At 50.0% G+C, this 23,891-nt stretch carries 15 protein-coding genes, 2 tRNA genes, 3 rRNA genes and 1 pseudogene; 4 read left to right on the forward strand and 17 right to left on the reverse strand.

Going from position 1 to position 23,891, the window contains the following annotated elements; translation table 11 throughout:
• The first annotated feature begins 640 nt into the window (after window positions 1–640).
• Together adhE and LVJ88_RS09485 are read left to right on the forward strand one after the other, a co-directional pair.
• Window positions 641–3,256 carry a bifunctional acetaldehyde-CoA/alcohol dehydrogenase gene (gene adhE / locus LVJ88_RS09480; protein ID WP_085418884.1) on the forward strand — a complete coding sequence of 872 codons (2,616 nt, stop codon included), beginning with the start codon at window positions 641–643 and terminating at the stop codon, window positions 3,254–3,256.
• Window positions 3,257–3,379: 123 nt separating this feature from the next.
• Window positions 3,380–4,357: an IS30 family transposase gene (locus LVJ88_RS09485; RefSeq protein WP_244694145.1), complete on the forward strand. Its 978-nt coding sequence runs from the start codon at window positions 3,380–3,382 to the stop codon at window positions 4,355–4,357.
• A 70-nt stretch (window positions 4,358–4,427) separates the two neighbouring features.
• Here the strand turns inward: LVJ88_RS09485 and LVJ88_RS09490 are convergent, their stop codons facing one another.
• From LVJ88_RS09490 to LVJ88_RS09530, 9 genes and pseudogenes are all read right to left on the reverse strand, one after another.
• Window positions 4,428–5,117 (reverse strand): IS3 family transposase, encoded by a 690-nt coding sequence (locus LVJ88_RS09490; RefSeq protein WP_085419048.1) that lies wholly within the window; start codon window positions 5,115–5,117, stop codon window positions 4,428–4,430.
• A 106-nt stretch (window positions 5,118–5,223) separates the two neighbouring features.
• Window positions 5,224–5,577, reverse strand: a complete 354-nt coding sequence (locus LVJ88_RS09495; RefSeq protein WP_085419041.1) for a helix-turn-helix domain-containing protein — start codon at window positions 5,575–5,577, stop codon at window positions 5,224–5,226.
• A 207-nt stretch (window positions 5,578–5,784) separates the two neighbouring features.
• Window positions 5,785–6,793 (reverse strand): annotated as a pseudogene (locus LVJ88_RS09500) (IS5 family transposase).
• 200 nt (window positions 6,794–6,993) lie between these two features.
• Window positions 6,994–7,293, reverse strand: coding sequence for a ComEA family DNA-binding protein (locus tag LVJ88_RS09505; RefSeq protein ID WP_085419017.1), 300 nt, complete (start codon window positions 7,291–7,293; stop codon window positions 6,994–6,996).
• A gap of 324 nt (window positions 7,294–7,617) precedes the next feature.
• Window positions 7,618–7,730 (reverse strand): 5S ribosomal RNA (gene rrf, locus LVJ88_RS09510).
• A 138-nt stretch (window positions 7,731–7,868) separates the two neighbouring features.
• Window positions 7,869–10,755, reverse strand: a 23S ribosomal RNA gene (locus LVJ88_RS09515).
• A 328-nt stretch (window positions 10,756–11,083) separates the two neighbouring features.
• Window positions 11,084–11,159: transfer RNA gene (locus tag LVJ88_RS09520), tRNA-Ala, on the reverse strand.
• Window positions 11,160–11,208: 49 nt separating this feature from the next.
• Window positions 11,209–11,285: transfer RNA gene (locus LVJ88_RS09525), tRNA-Ile, on the reverse strand.
• Between the two features lie 111 nt (window positions 11,286–11,396).
• Window positions 11,397–12,937 (reverse strand): 16S ribosomal RNA (locus tag LVJ88_RS09530).
• The 16S, 23S and 5S rRNA genes sit together here with 2 tRNA genes alongside, the layout of an rRNA operon.
• A 471-nt stretch (window positions 12,938–13,408) precedes the next feature.
• Here LVJ88_RS09530 and hemB point away from each other — a divergent pair.
• Window positions 13,409–14,416 (forward strand): porphobilinogen synthase, encoded by a 1,008-nt coding sequence (gene hemB / locus LVJ88_RS09535; protein ID WP_085418918.1) that lies wholly within the window; start codon window positions 13,409–13,411, stop codon window positions 14,414–14,416.
• Between the two features lie 88 nt (window positions 14,417–14,504).
• Here hemB and LVJ88_RS09540 read toward each other — a convergent pair whose 3' ends face one another.
• The 7 genes from LVJ88_RS09540 to surE all read right to left on the reverse strand — a co-directional run bounded on the left by LVJ88_RS09540 (window position 14,505) and on the right by surE (window position 21,829).
• Window positions 14,505–15,113, reverse strand: coding sequence for a sigma-E factor negative regulatory protein (locus tag LVJ88_RS09540; protein ID WP_085418919.1), 609 nt, complete (start codon window positions 15,111–15,113; stop codon window positions 14,505–14,507).
• A 4-nt stretch (window positions 15,114–15,117) separates the two neighbouring features.
• Window positions 15,118–15,717, reverse strand: a complete 600-nt coding sequence (rpoE, locus tag LVJ88_RS09545) for an RNA polymerase sigma factor RpoE (RefSeq protein ID WP_054600531.1) — start codon at window positions 15,715–15,717, stop codon at window positions 15,118–15,120.
• A 68-nt stretch (window positions 15,718–15,785) separates the two neighbouring features.
• Entirely contained in the window at window positions 15,786–17,165 is a 1,380-nt protein-coding gene (gene tilS, locus LVJ88_RS09550; RefSeq protein WP_085418920.1) for a tRNA lysidine(34) synthetase TilS, read from the reverse strand.
• A gap of 210 nt (window positions 17,166–17,375) precedes the next feature.
• Window positions 17,376–19,175 (reverse strand): Na/Pi cotransporter family protein, encoded by a 1,800-nt coding sequence (locus LVJ88_RS09555; RefSeq protein ID WP_416171760.1) that lies wholly within the window; start codon window positions 19,173–19,175, stop codon window positions 17,376–17,378.
• Between the two features lie 234 nt (window positions 19,176–19,409).
• Window positions 19,410–20,339 (reverse strand): peptidoglycan DD-metalloendopeptidase family protein, encoded by a 930-nt coding sequence (locus LVJ88_RS09560; RefSeq protein WP_085357004.1) that lies wholly within the window; start codon window positions 20,337–20,339, stop codon window positions 19,410–19,412.
• 78 nt (window positions 20,340–20,417) lie between these two features.
• Entirely contained in the window at window positions 20,418–21,077 is a 660-nt protein-coding gene (locus tag LVJ88_RS09565) for a protein-L-isoaspartate(D-aspartate) O-methyltransferase (protein ID WP_085418921.1), read from the reverse strand.
• Window positions 21,077–21,829: a 5'/3'-nucleotidase SurE gene (gene surE, locus LVJ88_RS09570; protein ID WP_054600522.1), complete on the reverse strand. Its 753-nt coding sequence runs from the start codon at window positions 21,827–21,829 to the stop codon at window positions 21,077–21,079. The genes LVJ88_RS09565 and surE overlap by 1 nt, the downstream gene beginning before the upstream one ends.
• Window positions 21,830–22,088: 259 nt before the next feature.
• Here surE and LVJ88_RS09575 point away from each other — a divergent pair, with 259 nt between their 5' ends.
• The gene (locus tag LVJ88_RS09575; RefSeq protein ID WP_085418922.1) at window positions 22,089–23,237 is read left to right on the forward strand and encodes an FAD-dependent monooxygenase; all 1,149 of its coding nucleotides are present in this window, start codon (window positions 22,089–22,091) and stop codon (window positions 23,235–23,237) included.
• 80 nt (window positions 23,238–23,317) lie between these two features.
• Here the strand turns inward: LVJ88_RS09575 and LVJ88_RS09580 are convergent, their stop codons facing one another.
• Window positions 23,318–23,728: a tetratricopeptide repeat protein gene (locus tag LVJ88_RS09580; protein WP_085418923.1), complete on the reverse strand. Its 411-nt coding sequence runs from the start codon at window positions 23,726–23,728 to the stop codon at window positions 23,318–23,320.
• Window positions 23,729–23,891: the final 163 nt, after the last annotated feature.

Raw genomic sequence — 23,891 nt, forward strand, 5'->3', positions numbered from 1 at the left:
TACACAATCGTTCTCTTTGAGCTAAGGTGCAGGAGCACCGTAGTAAAAGTTAAGTGGATTAACTATATACCATCATACTTTGGCACCATCTCAATCTCTTCTTAAATTATCGAAGTTTCAGACGGCCCAAATCAAAATCTGCGCGACAAATTTATTATCTTTTAACTTGCTCACTATCAACAACAATGGCTTTTACAGCAAGTATAAATTGAATCCAACTGCCCCATAAATGTAATTTAGTTTCTTTAAATTTCACCAAACAATCTGAAAGTCATTTCAATTTCAAGAAAATATAATTGATTTAAATAAATATTTATTAAAAATACAAACAATTTTCGCATCAGCTTTTTTATGTAATTTTACAAACATAAATACACACCAATCGAACACGTTCTTTTTAAAAATCTCTTTCACAGTTAACCGGAATCAATTTAGCAACCAATAAAAATCAATGGCTTTGATAAAAACACAAATATATATTAATGAGTATTTTTAATACGTTATATCTAACGGAATGTGATTTTTAGAGCAACATATCCAACGAAATAGTTTCTTTATGACTTGGGTCAAAAATTAATGTAATAAAACTACCTATAATCAACTCATAGAAAATTTATTACTTGTCTGTCTGGAGAAGCACATGAACGTATCTGCCGAGAACAATGTCAGCCCTGCTGTTGCCGAGGTAAACAGCCTGGTTGAAAAAGGATTGGTTGCATTAGATGCATTTCGTGCATTAAATCAAGAACAAATCGATTATATCGTTGCCAAAGCATCGATTGCGGCGTTGGCCAAACACGGCGAGCTTGCCAGGCATGCGGTGGAAGAAACCGGCCGCGGAATATTTGAAGACAAAGCCACTAAAAACCTGTTTGCCTGCGAAAACGTAGTGCGCCGCCTGCGCGATTTGAAAACCGTGGGAGTCATCAGCGAAGACGATGTAACGGGTATTACCGAAATCGCCGATCCGGTTGGTGTGGTGTGCGGTATCGTGCCGACGACCAATCCTACTTCCACCACTATTTTCAAAGCCTTGATTGCGTTGAAAACCCGCAATCCGGTCGTATTCTCTTTCCACCCTTCCGCCCAACAATGTTCCGCACATGCGGCGCAAATCGTGCGTGATGCGGCGGTGGCGGCGGGCGCGCCTGAAAACTGTATCCAATGGATTGAAAAACCGTCGATGGAAGGCACCAGCGCCTTGATGAAGCACCCCGGTATCGCCACCATTTTGGCCACCGGCGGCAATGCGATGGTGGAAGCGGCTTATTCGTGCGGCAAACCCGCACTCGGCGTGGGGGCGGGCAATGTGCCGGCTTATGTGGAAAAATCCGCCGATATCAAGCAGGCGGCGCACGATATCGTGATGTCGAAAGCGTTTGATCACGGCATGATTTGTGCCAGCGAACAGGCGGTAATCGCAGATAAGGAAATTTACGACGAGCTGGTTGCCGAGATGAAGTCTTACGGCGTTTATGTTGTCAACAAAAAAGAAAAAGCGCTGTTGGAAGACTTTATTTTCGGTGTGAAAGCCGACAGTAAAAATTGCAGCTTGGCCAAATTGAACTCCGCCGTGGTAGGCAAATCCGCCGCATGGATTGCCGAGCAAGCCGGTTTCAGCGTGCCTGAAAAAACCAATATCCTGATGGCGGAATGCCGCGAAGTGGGCCCCAAAGAACCGCTCACCCGCGAAAAACTTTCTCCCGTGCTGGCTCTTTTGAAAGCAACCAGTAGCGAAGAAGGCTTGAAACTTTCCGAACAAATGGTGGAATTCGACGGTTTGGGCCACTCCGCCGCCATTCACACGGCCGACAGGGATTTGGTTAAAGAATTCGGCGCGCGCGTGAAAGCCATCCGCGTTATTTGGAATTCTCCTTCGACTTTCGGTGGCATCGGCGACGTGTACAACGCTTTCCTGCCCTCTCTGACGCTCGGTTGCGGCTCTTACGGCAAAAACTCGGTCGGCAACAACGTCAGCGCCGTCAATCTGTTGAACATCAAAAAAATAGGCCGTCGGAGAAACAACATGCAATGGTTTAAAGTGCCCGCCAAAATTTATTTTGAACGCGACTCCATCCAATATCTGCAAGATATGAAAGAGTGCGAAAAAGTGATGATTGTTACCGACCGCTCTATGGTGGATTTGGGTTTTGTCGATAAAGTAACCCATCAATTGCACTTACGTAAAAATAAAGTAACCGTACAGTTGTTTACCGATGTCGAGCCGGATCCCAGCGTACAAACCGTATACAAAGGCACCGATCTGATGCGCAGTTTCCAGCCCGATACCATTATCGCGCTGGGCGGCGGTTCGGCTATGGACGCGGCCAAAGCCATGTGGCTCTTTTACGAGCAACCCCAAGTCGAATTTGAAGATTTGGTGCAAAAATTCATGGACATCCGCAAACGCGCCTTCCGCTTCCCCGAATTGGGCCGTAAAGCCAAGTTTATCGGTATTCCGACAACTTCGGGCACCGGTTCGGAAGTTACTCCGTTTACCGTAATCAGCGACGGCGACAAAAAATACCCGATTGCCGACTACTCGCTCACTCCGACCATTGCCATCGTAGACCCCGCGTTTACCATGACCGTGCCCGCGCACGTTACTGCCGACACCGGTTTGGACGTATTGACCCACGCCGTAGAAGCCTATGTTTCCGTGTTGGCTAACGACTTTACCGACGGTTTGGCATTGCAAGCCATCAAGCTGGTGTTCGAATTCTTGGAGCGTTCCTACAAATACGGTGCCAAAGACCCCGAAGCCCGCGAGCGCATGCACAATGCCTCGACCATTGCGGGTATGGCTTTTGCCAACGCGTTCTTGGGTATGAACCACTCATTGGCACACAAAATCGGCGGCAAATTCCACACGCCGCACGGCCGTACCAACGCGATTCTGATGCCGCATGTGATCCGTTACAACGGTACGCGTCCGCAAAAAACCGCCACTTGGCCGAAATACAACCACTATAAAGCCGACGTGAAATACCAAGAAATCGCCCGTACCCTCGGCTTTCCTTGCAGCACTCCGGCCGAAGGCGTGGAATCTTTCGCCAAAGCCTGCGATGAGTTGGCACGCAAAGTGGGCATCAATATGTCGTTTAAAGAACAAGGTATTGATGAGAAAGCCTTTATGGCTGCCCGCAAAGAGTTGGCGATGATGGCTTACGAAGACCAATGTTCTCCGGCCAATCCGCGCCTGCCGATGGTGGCCGATATGGAAGAAATCTTGACTAAGGCTTATTACGGGGAATAGTCAGAACAATATTGATACATGTTAAACAGAAGCCAGCGGATTCAAATTTGAAGTGCAACTTTCCACAACAGAAAAAGGCCAGTATGCGGTAGCATACGGCCTTTCCTGCAAGAAAGATTGCATATGAGCTACACACAACTGACCCAAGACGAACGATACCACATCCAATACCTGTCCCGCCACCACAGCATCAGCGAAATCGCCAAACGGCTTAACCGCCATAAAAGCACCATCAGCCGCGAAATCAAACGGCACTGCCCGCAAGGGCAGCAATACAGTGCCAAAAAAGCCCAACAGCAAAGCCGGCTTACCAAGCAGCGCAAAAGAAAGCCCTATAAGCTCCATTCGCAGCTGATCCAACACATCGCTACCCTCATCCGCCGCAAACTCAGCCCCGAGCAAGTGTGCGCCTATTTGCACAAACACCACCAAATCACACTCCACCACAGCACCGTCTATAACTATCTGCGCGACGACAAAAGCAACGGCGGCACTTTGTGGCAGCATCTCAGAATATGCAGCAAATCCTACCGTAAACGCTACGGCAGCACATGGAGCAGAGGCAAAGTACCCGACCGCATAGGCATTGAAAACCGACCCGCCATCGTCGACGAAAAATCCCGTATAGGCGACTGGGAAGCCGACACCATCGTCGGCAAAGATCAGAAAAGCGCATTATTGACACTGGTCGAACGGGTTACCCGCTACACCATTATCTGCAAATTGAAGAACTTCAAAGCCCAAGATACGGCCAATGCCGTCATTCGGGCGCTGAGGGCGCATAAAGACAGGGTGCACACCATCACCATGGATAACGGCAAGGAATTCTACCGCCACACCCGGATAGCCAAAGCATTGGCAGCGGAAACTTATTTCTGCCGCCCTTACCGTTCTTGGGAAAAGGCGCTGAATGAAAACACCAACGGACTCATCCGCCAATACTTCCCCAAACAAACGGATTTCCGCAACATTAGTGAGCGGGAAATACGCAGGGTTCAGGATGAGCTGAACCACCGGCCAAGAAAAACACTTGGCTATGAAACGCCAAGTGTTTTATTCTTGAATCTGTTCCAACCACTACTACCTGAGTGTTGCACTTGAAATTAGAATCTAAGGCCGTCTGAAAAAAAGTGAACTGTCCCCCAATCCTTGGACAAGTTAAGAATGTTTCTCAAACAGCCTCTTCAAGCTGAGTTCTGTAGGCCACAGGGCTCAGCTTTTTTAAGTTTAAACTAATACGTTCATGATTGTAGTAATGGATGTAATCATTGATCACCGTTGTCAGCTCTGCCACCGATAGCCCACCTTCTTCATAGAAGCTTTCCGTTTTCAATGTGCCGAAGAAACTCTCCATCGGCGCATTGTCCCGGCAGTTGCCTTTGCGCGACATGCTTTGCACAATCCCGTTCTCAGCCAATTTCGCCCGATAAGCACCGGTGCGATACAGTACGCCTTGGTCGGAATGCGGCAGCGGTGTTGCCCCTTTCAGACGGCCGAATGCGTTATCCAGCATTTGCGTTACCATGTCACCGTTTGCTCTGCGGCTTAAAGAATGGGCCACAATCTCGCGATTGAACACATCCAATATCGGCGATAAGTACAGTTTGCCGTCTGTGCATTTAAACTCGGTCACATCGGTCAACCACTTATCTCGCGATTTGACGGCACTGAATTCACGATTGAGAATGTTTGCCGCAGCCTCCCCTATGGCCTGCGGGCGGCAGGTTCTTTTGCTGCGGACTTTGGCTTTCAACCCCAATAAACCCATAATGCGCCCGGCTTTCTTTTTGTTCCACGACAATACGGCGGCAATCCGCCGTTGGCCGTAGCGGCCTTTGTGTTGACGGTATACTTCGCTCACTGCGGTTTTGGCCGCAGCATCGGGGTCGGGTTTGCCGATATGGTAATGGAACTGCTTTTGGGGATGCCGGCACTGTGCAGTAGATATTTCAGCGGGTGTTTCGCCCTCAATTTTTGAACGGTTTCGCAGCTTTGGCGGCGTTCTCTTCCTTTTCGTTGAAGGCTTTCATGTGCTTTAGGTAGTCGTTCTCCGCACGCATATAGCGCAGTTCTTCAATCAGCTCTGCCTGGGTTTTTTCATGGTCGGGCTTGTCGACGATAAACGGGTTTTTGCGTTTGGTTTTCATGGAGTGCGCCTGAGGGTGTTGCAGTGCGGCGATGCCGCCTTGCCGATAGGCGGCTATCCAACGGCGCAGGTGTGTGCGCGAGACGTTGAGGTGCTCTGCGGTGCGCTGTTGGCTGCGCACTTGGTGATAATGGAGTACGGCTCGGTATTTGAAGTCTGGTGTATATTTGGACATAAGAAAACTGCACCTTTTTAAGTTGGAGGGGTGTCCAACTTTTGGAGTGCAGTTCAATATCAGACGGCCTGAGACCTTTGCAAAACCCCACGCCAACAAACAGCCGGAACATTCTTCATCATGTTCCGGCTGTTTTTGCGTAAAAAGCAGGCAAACCACTCCTAAAGTCCCCTTAAAGTGCCTCATTATGAGGCACTGCCTGCCTGTTCAGGCAGCAACAGGCACACCTATCCTGTTGGCCGCCTTCAACAGGTTCACACACATCGCCTTCAGGTGGCTTTGCGCCCTCACTTTGCCCAACCCAAAATTAGGCTGCCCGGCCATAGCGGAATTTGCGGTGCAACGTACCAAAGCTTTGTTCCACCACATAGCGCACTTTCGCCAGCCGGCCGTTGCGGATTTTCTGCTCTTGACTTAACGGGCAGCCACGGTGTGCTTTTTGCATGATGCCGTCTTTCAAGCCGCACGCTGCCAAATGTTGTCGGTTCTCCCGGCTGTCGTAGCCTTTATCCGCATAGACGGTGCTGCCTTCTGCGATGTCCGCCGGTAATGGCAGCAGGTGTTTGCACTCATGAGCATTGGCCGGGGTGATGTGCAGTTTCTCGATATAGCCGTCCGCATCGGTGCGGGTGTGTTGTTTGTAGCCCGGATGGAAGCGGCCGTATTTTTTGATCCACCCAGCATCCGGGTCTTTGCCGGGAGTGGTTTCGCCACAGACAACGCCTTCGTCATCCACTTCTATGGCCTGACGCTGTTTGCCGCCGGCCGTCTGAATAATGGTGGCGTCAACGATGGCGGCGGATGCTTTCTCTACTTTTAAGCCCTTGTCAGTCAGTTGGCGGTTAATCAGATCCAGTAGTTCGGCCAAGGTGTTGTCTTGTGCCAGCCGGTTGCGGAAACGGCAAAGGGTGCTGTGGTCGGGAATGCGGAAGTCGTCGAAGCGGCAGAAGAGTTGGAAATCGATGCGGGTGATGAGGCTGTATTCGAGTTCGGGGTCGGAGAGGCTGTGCCATTGGCCGAGCAGGACGGCTTTGAACATAGATAACAGGGGATAAGCGGGACGGCCGCCGTTGTCGCGCACGTAGCGGGTTTTGCGGCCGGCGAGGTATTGTTCAATGGGTGTCCGGTCAAGAATACGGTCGAGTTTGATGAGTGGGAAGCGGTCGAGATGTTTTTCGATGTGGTGGAGGGCGTCGGTGTGTAAAAAGCTGCTCATGAACAAAATCCTCTAAATTCCCGGAGTTTGATGTGAGTGGGAATTTAAAGGATTTTTGAGGGTTTTGCAAAGGTCTCAGGGTGCACACCATCACCATATTCCCCAAACAAAAGGATTTCCGCTACCGTCTTCATCCGCAAGACCGCCCTATCGTCCGTTTGGGTGAAGACGGGTTTTCAGAGCTTCACCGTCCCCGGTGCTTATTTACCCTTAATTGCCGGAACGGCTTTGTCGGTTTTCTTCTTGGCTCCACCGTTCACCGTCGCCTCATCGCGCAGCTTCGCTAAAACACCCTCGCCGATACCCTTCACGTTCTTCAAATCGTCCACACTCTTGAACTGGCCATTATGCTGACGGTAGGCCACAATCGCCGCCGCCTTCGACGGGCCGATACCCGGCAAAGCCTTCAACTCCTCCTCCGTTGCCGTATTGATATTCACCGCCGCCAGCGACAGCGCCGACAACAACATAGCCGATACCCCTGCGTAAAATCGTTTCATATATGTTTTCACAATAATGCTCCTTATTCCGAATGTGTTTGAAACGCCCCGTCCGTTGCCGCAGATTTTGCAGCACCTTTGTGGGCGGCCAACCATCATAAACAGATTAGCCCGACCCTTCAAATACTAATAACCAAAGTAACAATACAGATGCCGGATATTGTCGCAACCGGGCAACATCCCCTTTCATCACGAGACGGAACACTACCGCAAATAAACCTTTTTTTGCCCTATGCCTGTAAAACCATATGTGCGGCAAACAAGCCTTCCCCCGAGCCAGCAAAAAACCCCTGATATATGCAATATCAGGGGTTCGGAATAAGTGTCTGGCAGTGACCTACTTTCACATGGGTATCCACACTATCATCGGCGCTGAGTCGTTTCACGGTCCTGTTCGGGATGGGAAGGCGTGGGACCAACTCGCTATGGCCGCCAGACGTAAACTGTACAAATCGGGAAAGCCGTTAGGGAAGAACTCTTCCGCTTATTATTCAATCAACTGTGATGTGTATCGTCTTCAAGACTGATGTAAGCTTTATTTTTGAGAACACGTCTTTCAAAGTTCTTCAAATGATAGAGTCAAGCCTCACGAGCAATTAGTATCGGTTAGCTTCACGCATTGCTGCGCTTCCACACCCGACCTATCAACGTCCTGGTCTCGAACGACTCTTTAGTGCGGTTAAACCGCAAGGGAAGTCTCATCTTCAGGCGAGTTTCGCGCTTAGATGCTTTCAGCGCTTATCTCTTCCGAACTTAGCTACCCGGCGATGCGACTGGCGTCACAACCGGTACACCAGAGGTTCGTCCACTCCGGTCCTCTCGTACTAGGAGCAGCCCCCGTCAAACTTCCAACGCCCACTGCAGATAGGGACCAAACTGTCTCACGACGTTTTAAACCCAGCTCACGTACCACTTTAAATGGCGAACAGCCATACCCTTGGGACCGACTACAGCCCCAGGATGTGATGAGCCGACATCGAGGTGCCAAACTCCGCCGTCGATATGAACTCTTGGGCGGAATCAGCCTGTTATCCCCGGAGTACCTTTTATCCGTTGAGCGATGGCCCTTCCATACAGAACCACCGGATCACTATGTCCTGCTTTCGCACCTGCTCGACTTGTCGGTCTCGCAGTTAAGCTACCTTTTGCCATTGCACTATCAGTCCGATTTCCGACCGGACCTAGGTAACCTTCGAACTCCTCCGTTACTCTTTGGGAGGAGACCGCCCCAGTCAAACTGCCTACCATGCACGGTCCCCGATCCGGATAACGGACCTGGGTTAGAACCTCAAAGCCACCAGGGTGGTATTTCAAGGACGGCTCCACAGAAACTGGCGTCTCTGCTTCTAAGCCTCCCACCTATCCTACACAAGTGACTTCAAAGTCCAATGCAAAGCTACAGTAAAGGTTCACGGGGTCTTTCCGTCTAGCAGCGGGGAGATTGCATCTTCACAACCATTTCAACTTCGCTGAGTCTCGGGAGGAGACAGTGTGGCCATCGTTACGCCATTCGTGCGGGTCGGAACTTACCCGACAAGGAATTTCGCTACCTTAGGACCGTTATAGTTACGGCCGCCGTTTACTGGGGCTTCGATCCGATGCTTGCACATCTTCAATTAACCTTCCAGCACCGGGCAGGCGTCACACCCTATACGTCCACTTTCGTGTTAGCAGAGTGCTGTGTTTTTAATAAACAGTCGCAGCCACCGATTCTCTGCGACCCTCCAATGCTTACAGAGCAAGTCTTTCACATCAAAGGGCATACCTTCTCCCGAAGTTACGGTATCAATTTGCCGAGTTCCTTCTCCCGAGTTCTCTCAAGCGCCTTAGAATTCTCATCCTGCCCACCTGTGTCGGTTTGCGGTACGGTTCGATTCAAACTGAAGCTTAGTGGCTTTTCCTGGAAGCGTGGTATCGGTTACTTCTTGTCCGTAGACAATCGTCATCACTTCTCGGTGTTAAAAAAGACCCGGATTTGCCTAAGTCTTCCACCTACCGGCTTAAACAAGCTATTCCAACAGCTTGCTAACCTAACCTTCTCCGTCCCCACATCGCATTTGAATCAAGTACGGGAATATTAACCCGTTTCCCATCGACTACGCATTTCTGCCTCGCCTTAGGGGCCGACTCACCCTACGCCGATGAACGTTGCGTAGGAAACCTTGGGCTTTCGGCGAGCGGGCTTTTCACCCGCTTTATCGCTACTCATGTCAACATTCGCACTTCTGATACCTCCAGCAACCTTCTCAAGTCACCTTCATCGGCCTACAGAACGCTCCCCTACCATGCACTAAGTGCATCCGCAGCTTCGGTTACAGATTTGAGCCCCGTTACATCTTCCGCGCAGGACGACTCGACCAGTGAGCTATTACGCTTTCTTTAAATGATGGCTGCTTCTAAGCCAACATCCTGGCTGTCTGGGCCTTCCCACTTCGTTTACCACTTAATCTGTCATTTGGGACCTTAGCTGGCGGTCTGGGTTGTTTCCCTCTCGACAACGGACGTTAGCACCCGCTGTCTGTCTCCCATGATTGCACTTTCCGGTATTCTTAGTTTGCCATGGGTTGGTAAGTCGCAATGACCCCCTAGCCATAACAGTGCTTTACCCCCGGAAGTGATACATGAGGCACTACCTAAATAGTTTTCGGGGAGAACCAGCTATCTCCGAGTTTGTTTAGCCTTTCACCCCTATCCACAGCTCATCCCCGCATTTTGCAACATGCGTGGGTTCGGACCTCCAGTACCTGTTACGGCACCTTCATCCTGGCCATGGATAGATCACTCGGTTTCGGGTCTACACCCAGCAACTCATCGCCCTATTAAGACTCGGTTTCCCTACGCCTCCCCTATCCGGTTAAGCTCGCTACTGAATGTAAGTCGTTGACCCATTATACAAAAGGTACGCAGTCACCCAATTAATAGGCTCCCACTGTTTGTATGCATCAGGTTTCAGGTTCTATTTCACTCCCCTCCCGGGGTTCTTTTCGCCTTTCCCTCACGGTACTGGTTCACTATCGGTCGATGATGAGTATTTAGCCTTGGAGGATGGTCCCCCCATATTCAGACAGGATTCCACGTGTCCCGCCCTACTTGTCGTATACCTAGTACCACTGATGAAATTTCGAATACGGGGCTGTCACCCACTATGGCCAAGCTTCCCAGCTTGTTCTTCTATCTCAACAGCTATCATATACAGGCTCCTCCGCGTTCGCTCGCCACTACTTACGGAATCTCGGTTGATTTCTTTTCCTCCGGGTACTTAGATGGTTCAGTTCTCCGGGTTCGCTTCTCTAAACCTATGTATTCAGTTTAGGATACCGTATTAATACGGTGGGTTTCCCCATTCGGACATCACCGGATCATAGCTTTATTGCCAGCTCCCCGATGCTTTTCGCAGGCTTACACGTCCTTCGTCGCCTATCATCGCCAAGGCATCCACCTGATGCACTTATTCACTTGACTCTATCATTTCAAGAACCTCTCTGACTTCGTTGTTTCGGCGTTGACTACCTACGCAACTTGAAGACTCTACTCTGACAAAGCTTACTGCTTGTTGTGTACCGAACTGTGCCTTTTGTGTTTCACAGTCCGGTCGATACAATCATCACCCAAATACTGTGGCTTACCTGTTACGGTAAGCCGACATTGTCTTTGTTTGTTGATTTCGGCTTTCCAATTTGTTAAAGATCAATGCGTCTGTTTATCCGCTTACGGTTAAACTTTGCAAATTAAAACGAGCTGCGCATTCTAGCAGCTTACTTTAATTTGTAAAGTCCTTTTGGCGTAGTTTTGGTGGAGGCAAACGGGATCGAACCGATGACCCCCTGCTTGCAAAGCAGGTGCTCTACCAACTGAGCTATGCCCCCATACTCTTAACCAAGTATCGATACCGATTACTTTCGCTTTGAGAATGTCTGGTGGGTCTGGGAGGACTTGAACCTCCGACCCCACGCTTATCAAGCGTGTGCTCTAACCAGCTGAGCTACAAACCCAAGGCCTCTTGTCTTTGCACACCCAAACTTCAAGCATGCAAAAATTCTAACGCATCTTTAATTTCACAGTTTACCGATAAGTGTGAGTGCCCGCGACCTCTTCTTCTCTAGAAAGGAGGTGATCCAGCCGCAGGTTCCCCTACGGCTACCTTGTTACGACTTCACCCCAGTCATGAAGCATACCGTGGTAAGCGGGCTCCTTGCGGTTACCCTACCTACTTCTGGTATCCCCCACTCCCATGGTGTGACGGGCGGTGTGTACAAGACCCGGGAACGTATTCACCGCAGTATGCTGACCTGCGATTACTAGCGATTCCGACTTCATGCACTCGAGTTGCAGAGTGCAATCCGGACTACGATCGGTTTTGTGGGATTGGCTCCACCTCGCGGCTTGGCTACCCTCTGTACCGACCATTGTATGACGTGTGAAGCCCTGGTCATAAGGGCCATGAGGACTTGACGTCATCCCCACCTTCCTCCGGCTTGTCACCGGCAGTCTCATTAGAGTGCCCAACTTAATGATGGCAACTAATGACAAGGGTTGCGCTCGTTGCGGGACTTAACCCAACATCTCACGACACGAGCTGACGACAGCCATGCAGCACCTGTGTTACGGCTCCCGAAGGCACTCCTCCGTCTCTGGAGGATTCCGTACATGTCAAGACCAGGTAAGGTTCTTCGCGTTGCATCGAATTAATCCACATCATCCACCGCTTGTGCGGGTCCCCGTCAATTCCTTTGAGTTTTAATCTTGCGACCGTACTCCCCAGGCGGTCAATTTCACGCGTTAGCTACGCTACTAAGGCATCAAGTGCCCCAACAGCTAATTGACATCGTTTAGGGCGTGGACTACCAGGGTATCTAATCCTGTTTGCTACCCACGCTTTCGGGCATGAACGTCAGTATTATCCCAGGGGGCTGCCTTCGCCATCGGTATTCCTCCACATCTCTACGCATTTCACTGCTACACGTGGAATTCTACCCCCCTCTGACATACTCTAGCTACCCAGTTTCAAACGCAGTTCCCAGGTTGAGCCCGGGGATTTCACATCTGACTTAAGTAACCGTCTGCGCCCGCTTTACGCCCAGTAATTCCGATTAACGCTCGCACCCTACGTATTACCGCGGCTGCTGGCACGTAGTTAGCCGGTGCTTATTCTTCAGGTACCGTCATCACTCAAGGGTATTAGCCTCAAGCTTTTCTTCCCTGACAAAAGTCCTTTACAACCCGAAGGCCTTCTTCAGACACGCGGCATGGCTGGATCAGGCTTGCGCCCATTGTCCAAAATTCCCCACTGCTGCCTCCCGTAGGAGTCTGGGCCGTGTCTCAGTCCCAGTGTGGCGGATCATCCTCTCAGACCCGCTACTGATCGTCGCCTTGGTAGGCCTTTACCCCACCAACTAGCTAATCAGACATCGGCCGCTCGAATAGCGCGAGGTCCGAAGATCCCCCGCTTTCCTTCTCAAAGCGTATGCGGTATTAGCCATCCTTTCGGACAGTTATCCCCCACTACTCGGTACGTTCCGATGCGTTACTCACCCGTTCGCCACTCGCCACCCAAGAAGCAAGCTTCTCTGTGCTGCCGTCCGACTTGCATGTGTAAAGCATGCCGCCAGCGTTCAATCTGAGCCAGGATCAAACTCTTATGTTCAATCTCTAACTTTTAACTTCTGGTCTGCTTCAAAGAAACCGACTGACAATGATATAATCTTGTCTCGTCTGTTTTTGTCGCAGTGTGAGGCCTAAGACACTCACACTTATCGGTAATCTGTGTTGTTAAAGAACTTAAATCCGCCGTCTCAGCAGCGAAGAAACCGAACTATACACACCCCAAACCCAACCCGTCAACACCAAAAATGCAATTATTCGCACCAAATCACCCATCCCGATGTTTCTTATCGGTTTTTATTTTGTAATTTATACAAAGTTTGTTACCTGAATTAATAACCAACCAGAAATATTCGATTTCATATTTATAAAAAATCTTTACCTGACCATCATTTCCGTTTACTAACTATTGTTCCTATAATTTTGAGTAATTTAATATTGACGATCAGCCGTTCGTTCATTCATCTATTTCTCAATTAAAATAAAGTATCAAATAAATCAAAGGTATAAAATTATGAATTTTTCCAACAGAACTACTCCTTCTATTAGAATGCGACGTATGCGCAAAGACGAATTCTCGCGAAAACTGATGCGGGAACACTCTTTAACTGCCCATGATTTAATTTATCCGGTTTTTATTTTAGAAGGGGTGAACCAAGAGGAAAATGTTGTATCAATGCCGGGCGTAAGAAGGCAAAGCATAGATAAACTGCTATATACAGCGGAAGAGGCTGTTCGGCTGGACATCCCCATGCTCGCACTTTTCCCGGTTGTAACGAACAATAAAACAGAAACAGCTGAAGAGGCCTACAACCCGGAAGGTTTAGTACCCACCGCCGTCAGAAAACTACGCGAAACTTTTCCCGAATTAGGCATCATGACCGATGTAGCGCTTGATCCTTACACCATTCACGGTCAAGACGGATTAATTGACAAAGAAGGTTATGTGCTTAACGATGAAACGATAGAAGTGTTGATTAAACAGGCGCTTTGCCATGCCGATGCAGGGGCTCAAGTTGTGGCTCCTTCGGACATGATGGACGGCCGCATTGGTGCGATCCGCGAAGCTTTGGAAGATGCCGGTCATATACATACACGCATTATGACCTATTCGGCCAAATATGCTTCTGCGTTCTATGGCCCTTTTCGGGATGCCGTCGGCAGTTCTGCCAACTTAGGAAAAGCCGACAAGTCAACTTATCAAATGGATCCGGCAAATTCTAACGAGGCATTGCATGAAGTTTTTTTGGATATTGAAGAAGGTGCCGATATGGTTATGGTAAAACCCGGTCTTCCTTATCTGGATATCATCAGAAGGGTTAAGGATGAATTTGGCGTGCCTACTTTCGCGTATCAAGTTTCCGGGGAATATGCCATGCTGCAAGCGGCTATTCAAAATGGCTGGCTTGACGGCAACAAAGTTATTTTAGAAAGTTTGCTGGCTTTCAAACGTGCCGGTGCCGACGGCATCTTGACTTATTATGCAATTGAAGCGGCCAAACAGCTACATTCAAACAAATAAGCTGAGATCAATACAAAGGCCGTCTGATTTTTTCAGACGGCCTCTTCTTTAATATAAAGAAAAAATCTAACTTGAGAATATTGCAAGTTTACTTCACTTCGCTGGCTGTATGCTCCTGTTGGATTTTTTCTACTCTTACCGCCTTACTTTCAACGGCTTCAATTTGGTTAGAGCGGGCTGCATTCGGAACCACGGCACCCTGCGCTTCTGCATTGGCAACCGCATCGGTGTTGGATTGTTTCACATTCCCGCCAACCGAAACGATATCAGCCTGCTCCGGCTTGGGAGCCACTTGCTCGGTAGCCATACCTGAGCCTTCTTCATTTCCCGAAGGAAAGAACTGCCATACTCCCACGGCTACGGCCAGCACACTCGCCGCTACTGCAAAGCCACCAAACATACAGTTTGCCGCTCTGCGGCGTTCCTGACTGCCTGTAATCTGTACGGTAGTTTGAGCTTGTGTTTGTTGTTTTGCAGCAGCCAATTGTTTGATTGCCGCAGAACATTCCTCTTTAATGAATTGTGCATCTGTCTCCAAGCTTGGCTGGGCACGTTGCATGCAGTCGCGAATGATGTGAAATTCACGCCACTTTTGCCGTGCTTCGTCATCTGACAGCAGTTTGTCAAGCATTTCATCTGACAAACTGTCATCATCCATGGCGGCAGAGACAAATTCATAGTCTTTGTTTTGGTTCATTTTATTACCACCTTTGGTCCTCAGACGTATCCAACAACGGCCTTAAATCTTTAGCGATTACCTCGCGTGCTCTGAATATCCGCGAGCGAACGGTACCGATGGGACAGTCCATAATCTGAGCAATTTCCTCGTAAGACAAGCCGTCCATTTCTCTGAGAGAAATGGCTCTCCGTAAATCGTCCGGCAACTTGGTAATTGCTGCTTCTACAGTTTCTAATATTTCCCGATTCATCATCTCGGCTTCAGGTGTGTGATCATCAGCGAGCTGATTGGCTAAATCGAGAACATCCCCTTCATCATTGGCAACATCCGTGCTGACGAAAGGCCGCTTTCCGGAAGTTGCCAAAAAGTTTTTGGCTGTATTGATGCCGATGCGGTAAAGCCATGTATAAAATGCACTTTCTCCGCGAAAGTTCGGCAATGCCCTGTAGGCTTTTATGAGGGCTTCTTGTGCAACGTCGTTGACTTCGTGCTCGTCTTTGATGAAACGTGAGAGCAGTCTGTTCAAACGGCGTTGGTATTTAGACACCAGCAGCTCAAACGCCCGGTGTTCGCCTTTTTGCGCCCGCTCTACCAGTGCCTGATCGATTTTCCGATCATTCATACTTAAACCCTTATAATCAAATAACCAACACAGAAAAGGCAAAGCGTGCATTGCAATACTGTGACACTTTACCTTTGCTTTGGTTCCAAAACGAACTGATTAAATTTGCTAAAGACGACCATAGAGCCGTTTCGGCAGCCATAATGAACGCTTACCAGAATATTGGCAATAGCTATGCAACGGTTTTGACTGTCGGTAACAATCGGCCAATACCTTCTTACAAATGGCGGCACTTTGTATTCTTGTAAAATTTTCCAAACATTTTTACGACCAACGGCAAGCTCGATAACATCATCGGTATTTGCAGCGCGAATCACACAACTCTCTTCCAACATTTCTTCACATATTCCAAACAAACGGCTATCAAGAGTAAAACCGTTTTTTAAGAGAATATCTTTCAGATGGCCTTTATCGGATTCTTCGTTTCTCAGCCAAGGAAACGCTTGCTCCCACCCGTTTGGGCAGGCAAACAAGCGTTGCCGGTAGGCATACATTTTTCCTTTAGGTAACGACCACTCGCCTACGGGATTTTCTGCGGCTTCCAATATACGGGAGAAGTTTTCTACACTTTCCGAACGCGGAATCCCCAAATCATTGAGCTTTGCATGGTGAAGCAGTTGCTGGAAACGCCGCGGCTTGCTCAACAGTTTCCAGCGTTCGATATCAAACAAGCCGTTCTCGCAAACAGCGGCATAATCTTGTTCTACAATTTCGTTTAATACTGCCAATTCGTTCTGCAAAGATTGAATGCTGCCGATGATATGCCTGTCGATATTCGGTATTCTCTGCCGCCACACAGGTAAAGCTTCATTCCGCAGCCAGTTTCTCAAAAACGCAGAATCTTCATTGCTGCCGTCTTCTATATGGTTCAAGCCGTTTTCTAAAGCATATTGTTCTAATGCGGCACGCGGGATAGCCAACAAAGGCCGCCAGATGTGCACATCGGCACTTAACGCCCGCAAAGCAGGCATTGCCGATAACGCCCGCAAACCGCCCCCGCGCAAGGCCGCCAGCATGAAGGTTTCCACTTGGTCGTTTTGATGATGAGCCAATGCCACCACTTTATTGAGGCCGTCTGAAAACACGCGGTAACGCTGTTTACGCGCTTCGCCTTCAATCCCTAAACGGCTGTTGGGTTTGACTGTTACATGCTCCACTCGAAGCGGCACGCCTAAAGAGATGCAGTATGTGCGGCAGAAATCTGCCCACTCGTCGGCTTGTTCGTTTAAGCCGTGGTGAACATGAACGGCTTTCAAAACAATGCCCCGTTGTTCGCGCAAGGCATTCAAAACATGCAGCAGCACTACGGAATCTACGCCGCCGCTCAAAGCCACTTCGATAATTGTTCCTGCTTTGAAAGATTCGGGCCAAACCGCATTGACATGCTGCACCAGCTTATTTGACGGTGCAGCCGCTTGCGAAGAAAAAGCAAAATCAGAAAAATCCATAGGAATCTATATTTTCAGACGGCCTTTATGCTAAGCCGTATTGTCGGCTAGCCCGCAAAGGGATTATTTGCAAGCTATAAAGCCAAACCACTTATTTGGATAACGGTTTCGTCATACTCAGGTCAAGCCCGAGTATGACAAGCGTACTATTTTTAAGTTGACCGGCTATACATGAAAACGCGCGGCTCGTCCTACCCATCGGCAACGGCGTTAAGCCGCCGCTCGTGCGGTTGCTTTATGAGAGAAATCCAAGTCTGCGGTATTGATGATTTCCTGAACGCCCCAACCGATGCGCCGTGCATAATTGATATCGTTCATAAGGGAAGAGGCTTCCCAACCGCTGATCTGTTTGTTGCGCAGTTTAACCAATGTTCTTCCCCTGAATGTTTCGAGCGAATCGATATGTTTGGCCAACGACGCCACTTGTTCGAACCATTTTTCACTCTGCACGGGTAAGGCGGTAATTTGGCGGAACAGAACCAAAGTTTTGAACACATGTTTTCGCAAGCGCACATAGTCTCGGGCTGCGGCAGAATCCGGCTCTTGCAGATAACGCTGCATATTTTTTTGCAGGTGCTTGCTTTCTTTAACGATTTCTACCATTTGAAACGCTGCCATATGCGCGGTAGCCAACTCTTGGTTTTGCTCTTCGCCCTCGATGTCGATTTTACTGGTGAAATCCAGCAATTCGCTGTAAAGCGGTTTGATTTGGGATTCGTAATAAGCTTGAGCATCCAAATGAAGGGGTCCGCGGGGAATGGCAAGGTCTTGCTCGGCATCCCAATCTTCTTCATACAATTTGCTTACCGGCACAAATAAAGCATGGCAGATAACCTCCAAGCTCACCGCATTCAGATGGCCTATTTCTTTAAATACCGCACGCAATGCCGTATCGCCCGAGCGCAGCATGTTGTGGCCCAAATAAAGCGCACGCACCGGCGTACGGTTATCTTCCGGTAAGAAATAAGACGAAGTTTCGGCTTTTTCCGGCAGCCATTTCATCAATTGGTCTGCCAAACGGTTTTGCACCTTCCAAAATACCGCCAAGCCTAAGCCGTTAAACAATGTATGAAACAAAGCCAATTGAAGCAGGCTGCCCATGCCTGTCCATTCTGCCAGCAAGGTAACGAATTTGGTTAGCGGCAGCCACAGCAACAACGACAACACCGCCGTTACCACGTTAAACAACAAATGCGCCAATGCCAGCCGCTGACCGCTGCGGTCGCTGCCGAGCATACCCACAAAAGCAGTAGAAACGCTGCTGCCCACATTAGAACCGATGGCAATGGCGAAACCTTGTGCCACTGTGATTTGACCTGCCGACAATGCCGCCAAAGTAAGAATCAGCGTTGCATGGGAAGACTGCAACACAATGGTCAACAACAAACCGATGGCACTGAATACCGCGATTTCCATCACTCCGCCGGCTTTGATGGCCGACAAATCAACTTGCCCCCCCAATGCGTTAAAGCCGTCTTTAATGGCATCGATACCCAAAAATATCAACGCAATGCCCACCAAAACCCGACCGATGGTTTTGGTTTTTGCATTTAAAAACCCTGCGAGAATACCGAATACCAGCATAGGCACAGCAACCGGACTCAAACTGATACTCTGCCCTGCCAAAGCCAACAGCCAGATACCGCTCGTTGCCCCCAAGTTGGTACCCAAAATAACGGCTATACCGCCCGTCAAGGTAATCAAACCCGTGCTTAAAAACGCAATCGTCAGCAACGACACCAGCGTGCTCGACTGAAGAATAAAGGTGGCACCGATACCGAAAAACAAACCCTTAGCCGGAGTGGAAGTGCTTTTAGCCATCAGCTTTTCCAACGTTCCTCCTGCCGCATTGCGCAAGCCTTCTTCAATACACTGCATACCGAAAAGAAAGAGAGCCAACCCGTAACACAATTTCAGCCACGGCCCGCTATACCAAAAACTGTATGCCAAAACCAAAACCACTAAAACGGCCAGCACCGGCTTCCACAGGCTGCGGATATTGTGAGGCATCTTTAGATGTTTGTTGATATTTTTGATATTTGCTATATCCATGTTGCTTCTCTGCTCTCTTTTATGTTTTTCTGTTTTTTGCGTTTTTTCCCCACGGATACGGTTGGGGTTGGTTCAGTATTATAGTGATTATTTTAAAAATACCGGAAAAATATAGCGGCACAGACAATATAGGCAAAGGCCGTCTGAAAATGTTCAGACGGCCTTGAATGTCAAATCTGACTCAGCTCAACCTTAAAACGCCACAAACTGAGTAGGATTCACAGGCTTGCCGTTTTGACGGACTTCAAAATGCAGCTTGGTGCGGTCTGCATCGCTGCTACCCATACGGGCAATGGTTTGACCGCGTTTGACGGTTTGTCCTTCTTTAACCAGCAGGTTTTGGTTGTGGCCGTAAGCCGTCAAGAAAGTCTGATTGTGCTGAACGATAACCAAGTTACCGTAACCGCGCAAACCCGAGCCGGCATAAACCACTTTACCGTCGGCGGCAGATACCACCGCCTGCCCCGCAGAACCTGCGATGTCCACACCTTTGCTGCTGCCGCCGAACTGGGTGATGATGTTTCCGGCGGTCGGACGCTGCCATGTAACGCCTGATACAGTGCGGATGCTGCCGGTGGAAACGGTGGGCGTTCTGGCCGGCTCTGAAATTTGCGGACGCGGAGAAGAGGTGCTGGATACAACGGGAGCGGGTGTTTGAGGTTTGGCCGATGCCGTTGCCGCCGGAGCCGTGTAGCCTGCCGGTTTAACACGCAAAACTTGGCCTACGCTGATGGTGTTGTCGGCCAAATTGTTCCATGCACGCAGATTGTCTTGGGTGATTTGGTAACGCTTGGAGATATTGTAAACCGTATCCCCGCGCACAACCGTGTGGGTGGCGGCGTTAATATCAACAGGCGCATTGGAAGGTATGTATGCACCGCCGCCCGCAGCTTGGGTTTGTACTGCTGCGGGCGGTGTGTAAGGAGCGGGAGCTGCGCCCGTTCCTGCCGCATTCGGGTCGTAAGGTGTTGCACCGTATGGATTGGTCTGCCCTGCTCCGGCGGAAGCGGAACCCGCAGTACCCGATACTACGGGTGCTGCGGGCTGTTGGAGCCATGAACAAGCACCCAACATTAAAATTAAAGCTGCCGAACCGGTGCGGAATGCGGTTTTTTTCAACATATCTTCTACCTTCTGTCTGTATTTTGAATCGCGGCATATCATAAAACAAATTATGCCCTGCTCTCAAGTCTTTACGATTTAAGTATCCATACCGCTGACCAGCGGTACAAAGTTGGCTTCTTGTACGCAGGTTTCACGGTATCCCTGCGGCGTTTTTTCAATCAGCCACAAATACTGCACGCCGCCCTCGTCGAGCGGCAATACCATACGCCCGCCGACGGCAAGCTGCTGCAAAAGCGCCAGCGGGATTTCTGCGGGCGCGGCCGTAACCAATATGCCGTCGAACGGGGCGACTTCGGGCAAACCCAAGTAACCGTCGCCGCACACTGTACGGGCTTTGGCCAACAATCCGGCCGCGCGCAAATGCTGCTTGGCACGTTCGTGCAAGGGGCGGAGACGCTCCACCGAATAGATTTCCGGCAGGTCTAACGCCAGCAAAACAGCCGTCTGATAGCCGCACCCCGTGCCGATTTCGAGTACGCGCCGCATATTTTGCGATGAACCGCCCAACAGCAGCTCCGTCATCTTGGCCACGGTATAAGGCTGGGAAATGGTCTGCCCCAAACCTAAGGGCAGCGACATTTCATCATAAGCGCGGGTTTGCAGGGCTTCTTCAACAAAAAGATGGCGCGGCACACTATCCATTGCCTGTAAAACCCGCGTGCCTATGCCCATTCTCGCCAAACGCTCTATCATACGGCGGCGGCGGTTTTCAAAGCCTGTCCAGTTTCCCTGCATTACGGCATCACTCCCTGCCAGAAATCTGCCACTTGGTCCATTTTTTCGTAATCGGTCAAATCAATCTGCAACGGCGTAACGGTAATGTAGCCGGCTTCGCTTTCGGCAAAATCGGTGCCTCCGTTGCGGTCGGAAATGTCGCCTATCGGGCCGATCCAGTAAACCGATTCTCCGCGAGGGTTGCGTGCCGGCACGATGCTTTGCACATGATGCCGCTTGCCCAAACGGGTGATTTTGCAGCCTTGGATATCTTCGGGTGCAACGGCAGGAATGTTCACATTCCATAAAATCGGCTGTTTGGGCGGATTTTTCAGCAAGTGTTCCAACATAATCCAAGCGGCTCTTTCGGCGGTTTCCCAATAGCGTCCGCTGAAATCGTTTAAAGAAAATGCAACCGCAGGAATACCCAACAAATAAGCCTCGGTTGCTGCGGCCACCGTGCCGGAATATAACGTGTCGTCGCCCATGTTGGCTCCGTTGTTGATGCCGGAAAGCACCAAATCGGGCTGAAACTCAGGCAAAGCATGCAAAGCCAGATGAATGCAGTCGGTCGGCGTGCCGCTCACATAATAAAAGCCGTTGTCGGCCTCTCGGATACGCAAGGGGCGGTCGAGCGTAAGCGAATTGCTGACCCCGCTGCGGTCGCGCTCCGGCGCAACCACGCGCACGTTGGCAAATTCTGCGGCCACACGCGCAAGTATGGCGATGCCCGGAGAAAGATAGCCGTCGTCATTACAAATCAGAATATTCATGGTTTCCCTTATTTTCAGACGGCATCAATTCTACCGACTGCGGTTATCGGTGTCTATTTAGTCCTGCCGGAGTAAAAAGCAGTTTGATGCAACCCGCGTGAATCATAACCCAAAATGTTATGCCGTTCGCCAAATCCGGCTGTCTTTCCGGCTGCATATAGACCAAGCCCTGTGCAATAAGTTTTCAGACGGCCTCAAATATAAAAGGCCGTCTGAAACAGGTATAATCCCGCCAAACCCTAACGGAACTGCTTTAAAGATGAACCACGAAATCCTGATTATCGGCGGCGGGCTGGTCGGTGCCGCCGCCGCAGTCGCCCTCAAACAGCAAGGGCGGGATGTTGCCCTGCTGGAAATCCGCCCTCCCCAAACCGATTTCGCCAAACTCGAAAACGGCTGGGATGCCCGCATCTACGCCATCAGCCCCGCCAACCAAAAACTACTCCAATCGCTCAACGCTTGGCCGTCTAAAAACCGTATCCAGCCCGTTTCACGTATGGACGTACGCGGCGACAACGGCGGCCGCATCGAGTTCAAAGCCTCCGACATCGACGCACCGCACCTCACCTGCATCGCCGAAAACCGCTGGCTGCTCGCCGGCCTGTGGCAGCAAATCCGCACCTTAGAAATACCCGTGATTACCGAAGCCGCCGAAAAGCTTGAAACCGATATTCAGACGGCCTCACTCACCCTCGCAAACGGAGAAACGCTCCAAGCCAAACTGATTATCGGTGCAGACGGCGCCAACTCGTGGGTACGCCGACAAGCAGGCATCACCGTTAAAGAAGACCCCTACCGCCAGCACGGCGTAGTTGCCAACTTCCACACCGAACAAGACCACCACAGCACCGCCTTCCAATGGTTCAAAAACGGCGACGTCCTTGCCTACCTGCCGCTCCCCGACAAAAAAATCTCCATCGTTTGGAGCACACACGAGCCGGAAAAACTCACCGGCCTCAACCCCGAAGACCTAGCCGCCGCCGTTACCGCGCAAGGCGAAAACGTACTCGGCCAACTCTCACCGCTCTCCCCCGCCTTCGCTTTCGATTTAATCCTGCGCCGCCCCGAATCCACCGTAGCCCAACGCGTCCTACTCATGGGCGACGCCGCGCACACCATCCATCCCCTCGCCGGGCAGGGCGTGAACCTCGGCTTCGGCGACGTAATCGAATTTGCCCGCCTCAGCCGCAACGCACCCGATGTCGGCGCACACCAGCTTTTGAAACAATACGCCCGCAACCGTTTGGAACCCGTCCGCACCATGCAGCTCGGCTGCGACGGCCTGTTTCATCTGTTCAACGAACAACACCTCCCCGCCCTGCCCTGGCTGCGCAACACCGGCCTGAATCTGGTCAACGCCGTGCCTGCCGTTAAAAACCGCTTGATCAAGCATGCGATGGGGCTGTGAATTAAAAGCCGTCAACTTTTATTAAGGCGGCAATGAATAAGGCCGTCTGAAAAAAGCTTTTCAGACGGCAACCTTAAACATCACTTCATTCCCAACGCCAATTGAGCTTTTGTATAACCTTGTTCCGCAGCCCGCTTATACCACTCCACCGCTTTGCTATTACTTTGTTCAACGCCAAATAAACCTTTGGCGTAAAACACACCTAAATTAAACTGGGCACAAGCATTACCCTGCTCTGCAGACTTTTCAAACCATTCCACCGCTTTACTGTCGCTTTGCCCAATACCCAAACCATCGGCATAGCTCATTCCCAATAGCAGTTGAGCATCTGCATGACCTTGCTCCGCAGCCCGTTCACACCACTCTACCGCTTTGCTATCACTTTGCTCAACACCCAAACCTTGTCTATAACAAAATCCCAACATAAACTGCGCTTCCGCATAACCCTGCTCCGCCAGCCGCCGAACTGCATTGATTTCATTTTCATTCATAGCCGATACCCTCCTTCATTAAAAGTATGTTTCAAAACAAAACTATAACATAATGTGCTGGAACATCTCGATTTAAGTTTTTTAGAAATATTGAGAGGATCGGGAAAGCCCGACATAACAAAATATTATTGTTTCGGCCGCTTATGCAACATGCCAAGCAGAC

It is taken from the genome of Neisseria dumasiana, assembly GCF_022870885.1.
GTDB lineage: Bacteria > Pseudomonadota > Gammaproteobacteria > Burkholderiales > Neisseriaceae > Neisseria > Neisseria dumasiana.

Coding starts and splice junctions, on each gene's coding strand:
- adhE (WP_085418884.1), top strand. CDS start 641: ATGAACGTATCTGCCGAGAACAATGTCAGCCCTGCTGTTGCCGAGGTA.
- LVJ88_RS09485 (WP_244694145.1), top strand. CDS start 3,380: ATGAGCTACACACAACTGACCCAAGACGAACGATACCACATCCAATAC.
- LVJ88_RS09495 (WP_085419041.1), bottom strand. CDS start 5,577: ATGTCCAAATATACACCAGACTTCAAATACCGAGCCGTACTCCATTAT.
- LVJ88_RS09505 (WP_085419017.1), bottom strand. CDS start 7,293: ATGAAACGATTTTACGCAGGGGTATCGGCTATGTTGTTGTCGGCGCTG.
- hemB (WP_085418918.1), top strand. CDS start 13,409: ATGAATTTTTCCAACAGAACTACTCCTTCTATTAGAATGCGACGTATG.
- LVJ88_RS09540 (WP_085418919.1), bottom strand. CDS start 15,113: ATGAACCAAAACAAAGACTATGAATTTGTCTCTGCCGCCATGGATGAT.
- rpoE (WP_054600531.1), bottom strand. CDS start 15,717: ATGAATGATCGGAAAATCGATCAGGCACTGGTAGAGCGGGCGCAAAAA.
- tilS (WP_085418920.1), bottom strand. CDS start 17,165: ATGGATTTTTCTGATTTTGCTTTTTCTTCGCAAGCGGCTGCACCGTCA.
- LVJ88_RS09555 (WP_416171760.1), bottom strand. CDS start 19,175: ATGCCTCACAATATCCGCAGCCTGTGGAAGCCGGTGCTGGCCGTTTTA.
- LVJ88_RS09560 (WP_085357004.1), bottom strand. CDS start 20,339: ATGTTGAAAAAAACCGCATTCCGCACCGGTTCGGCAGCTTTAATTTTA.
- LVJ88_RS09565 (WP_085418921.1), bottom strand. CDS start 21,077: ATGCAGGGAAACTGGACAGGCTTTGAAAACCGCCGCCGCCGTATGATA.
- surE (WP_054600522.1), bottom strand. CDS start 21,829: ATGAATATTCTGATTTGTAATGACGACGGCTATCTTTCTCCGGGCATC.
- LVJ88_RS09575 (WP_085418922.1), top strand. CDS start 22,089: ATGAACCACGAAATCCTGATTATCGGCGGCGGGCTGGTCGGTGCCGCC.
- LVJ88_RS09580 (WP_085418923.1), bottom strand. CDS start 23,728: ATGAATGAAAATGAAATCAATGCAGTTCGGCGGCTGGCGGAGCAGGGT.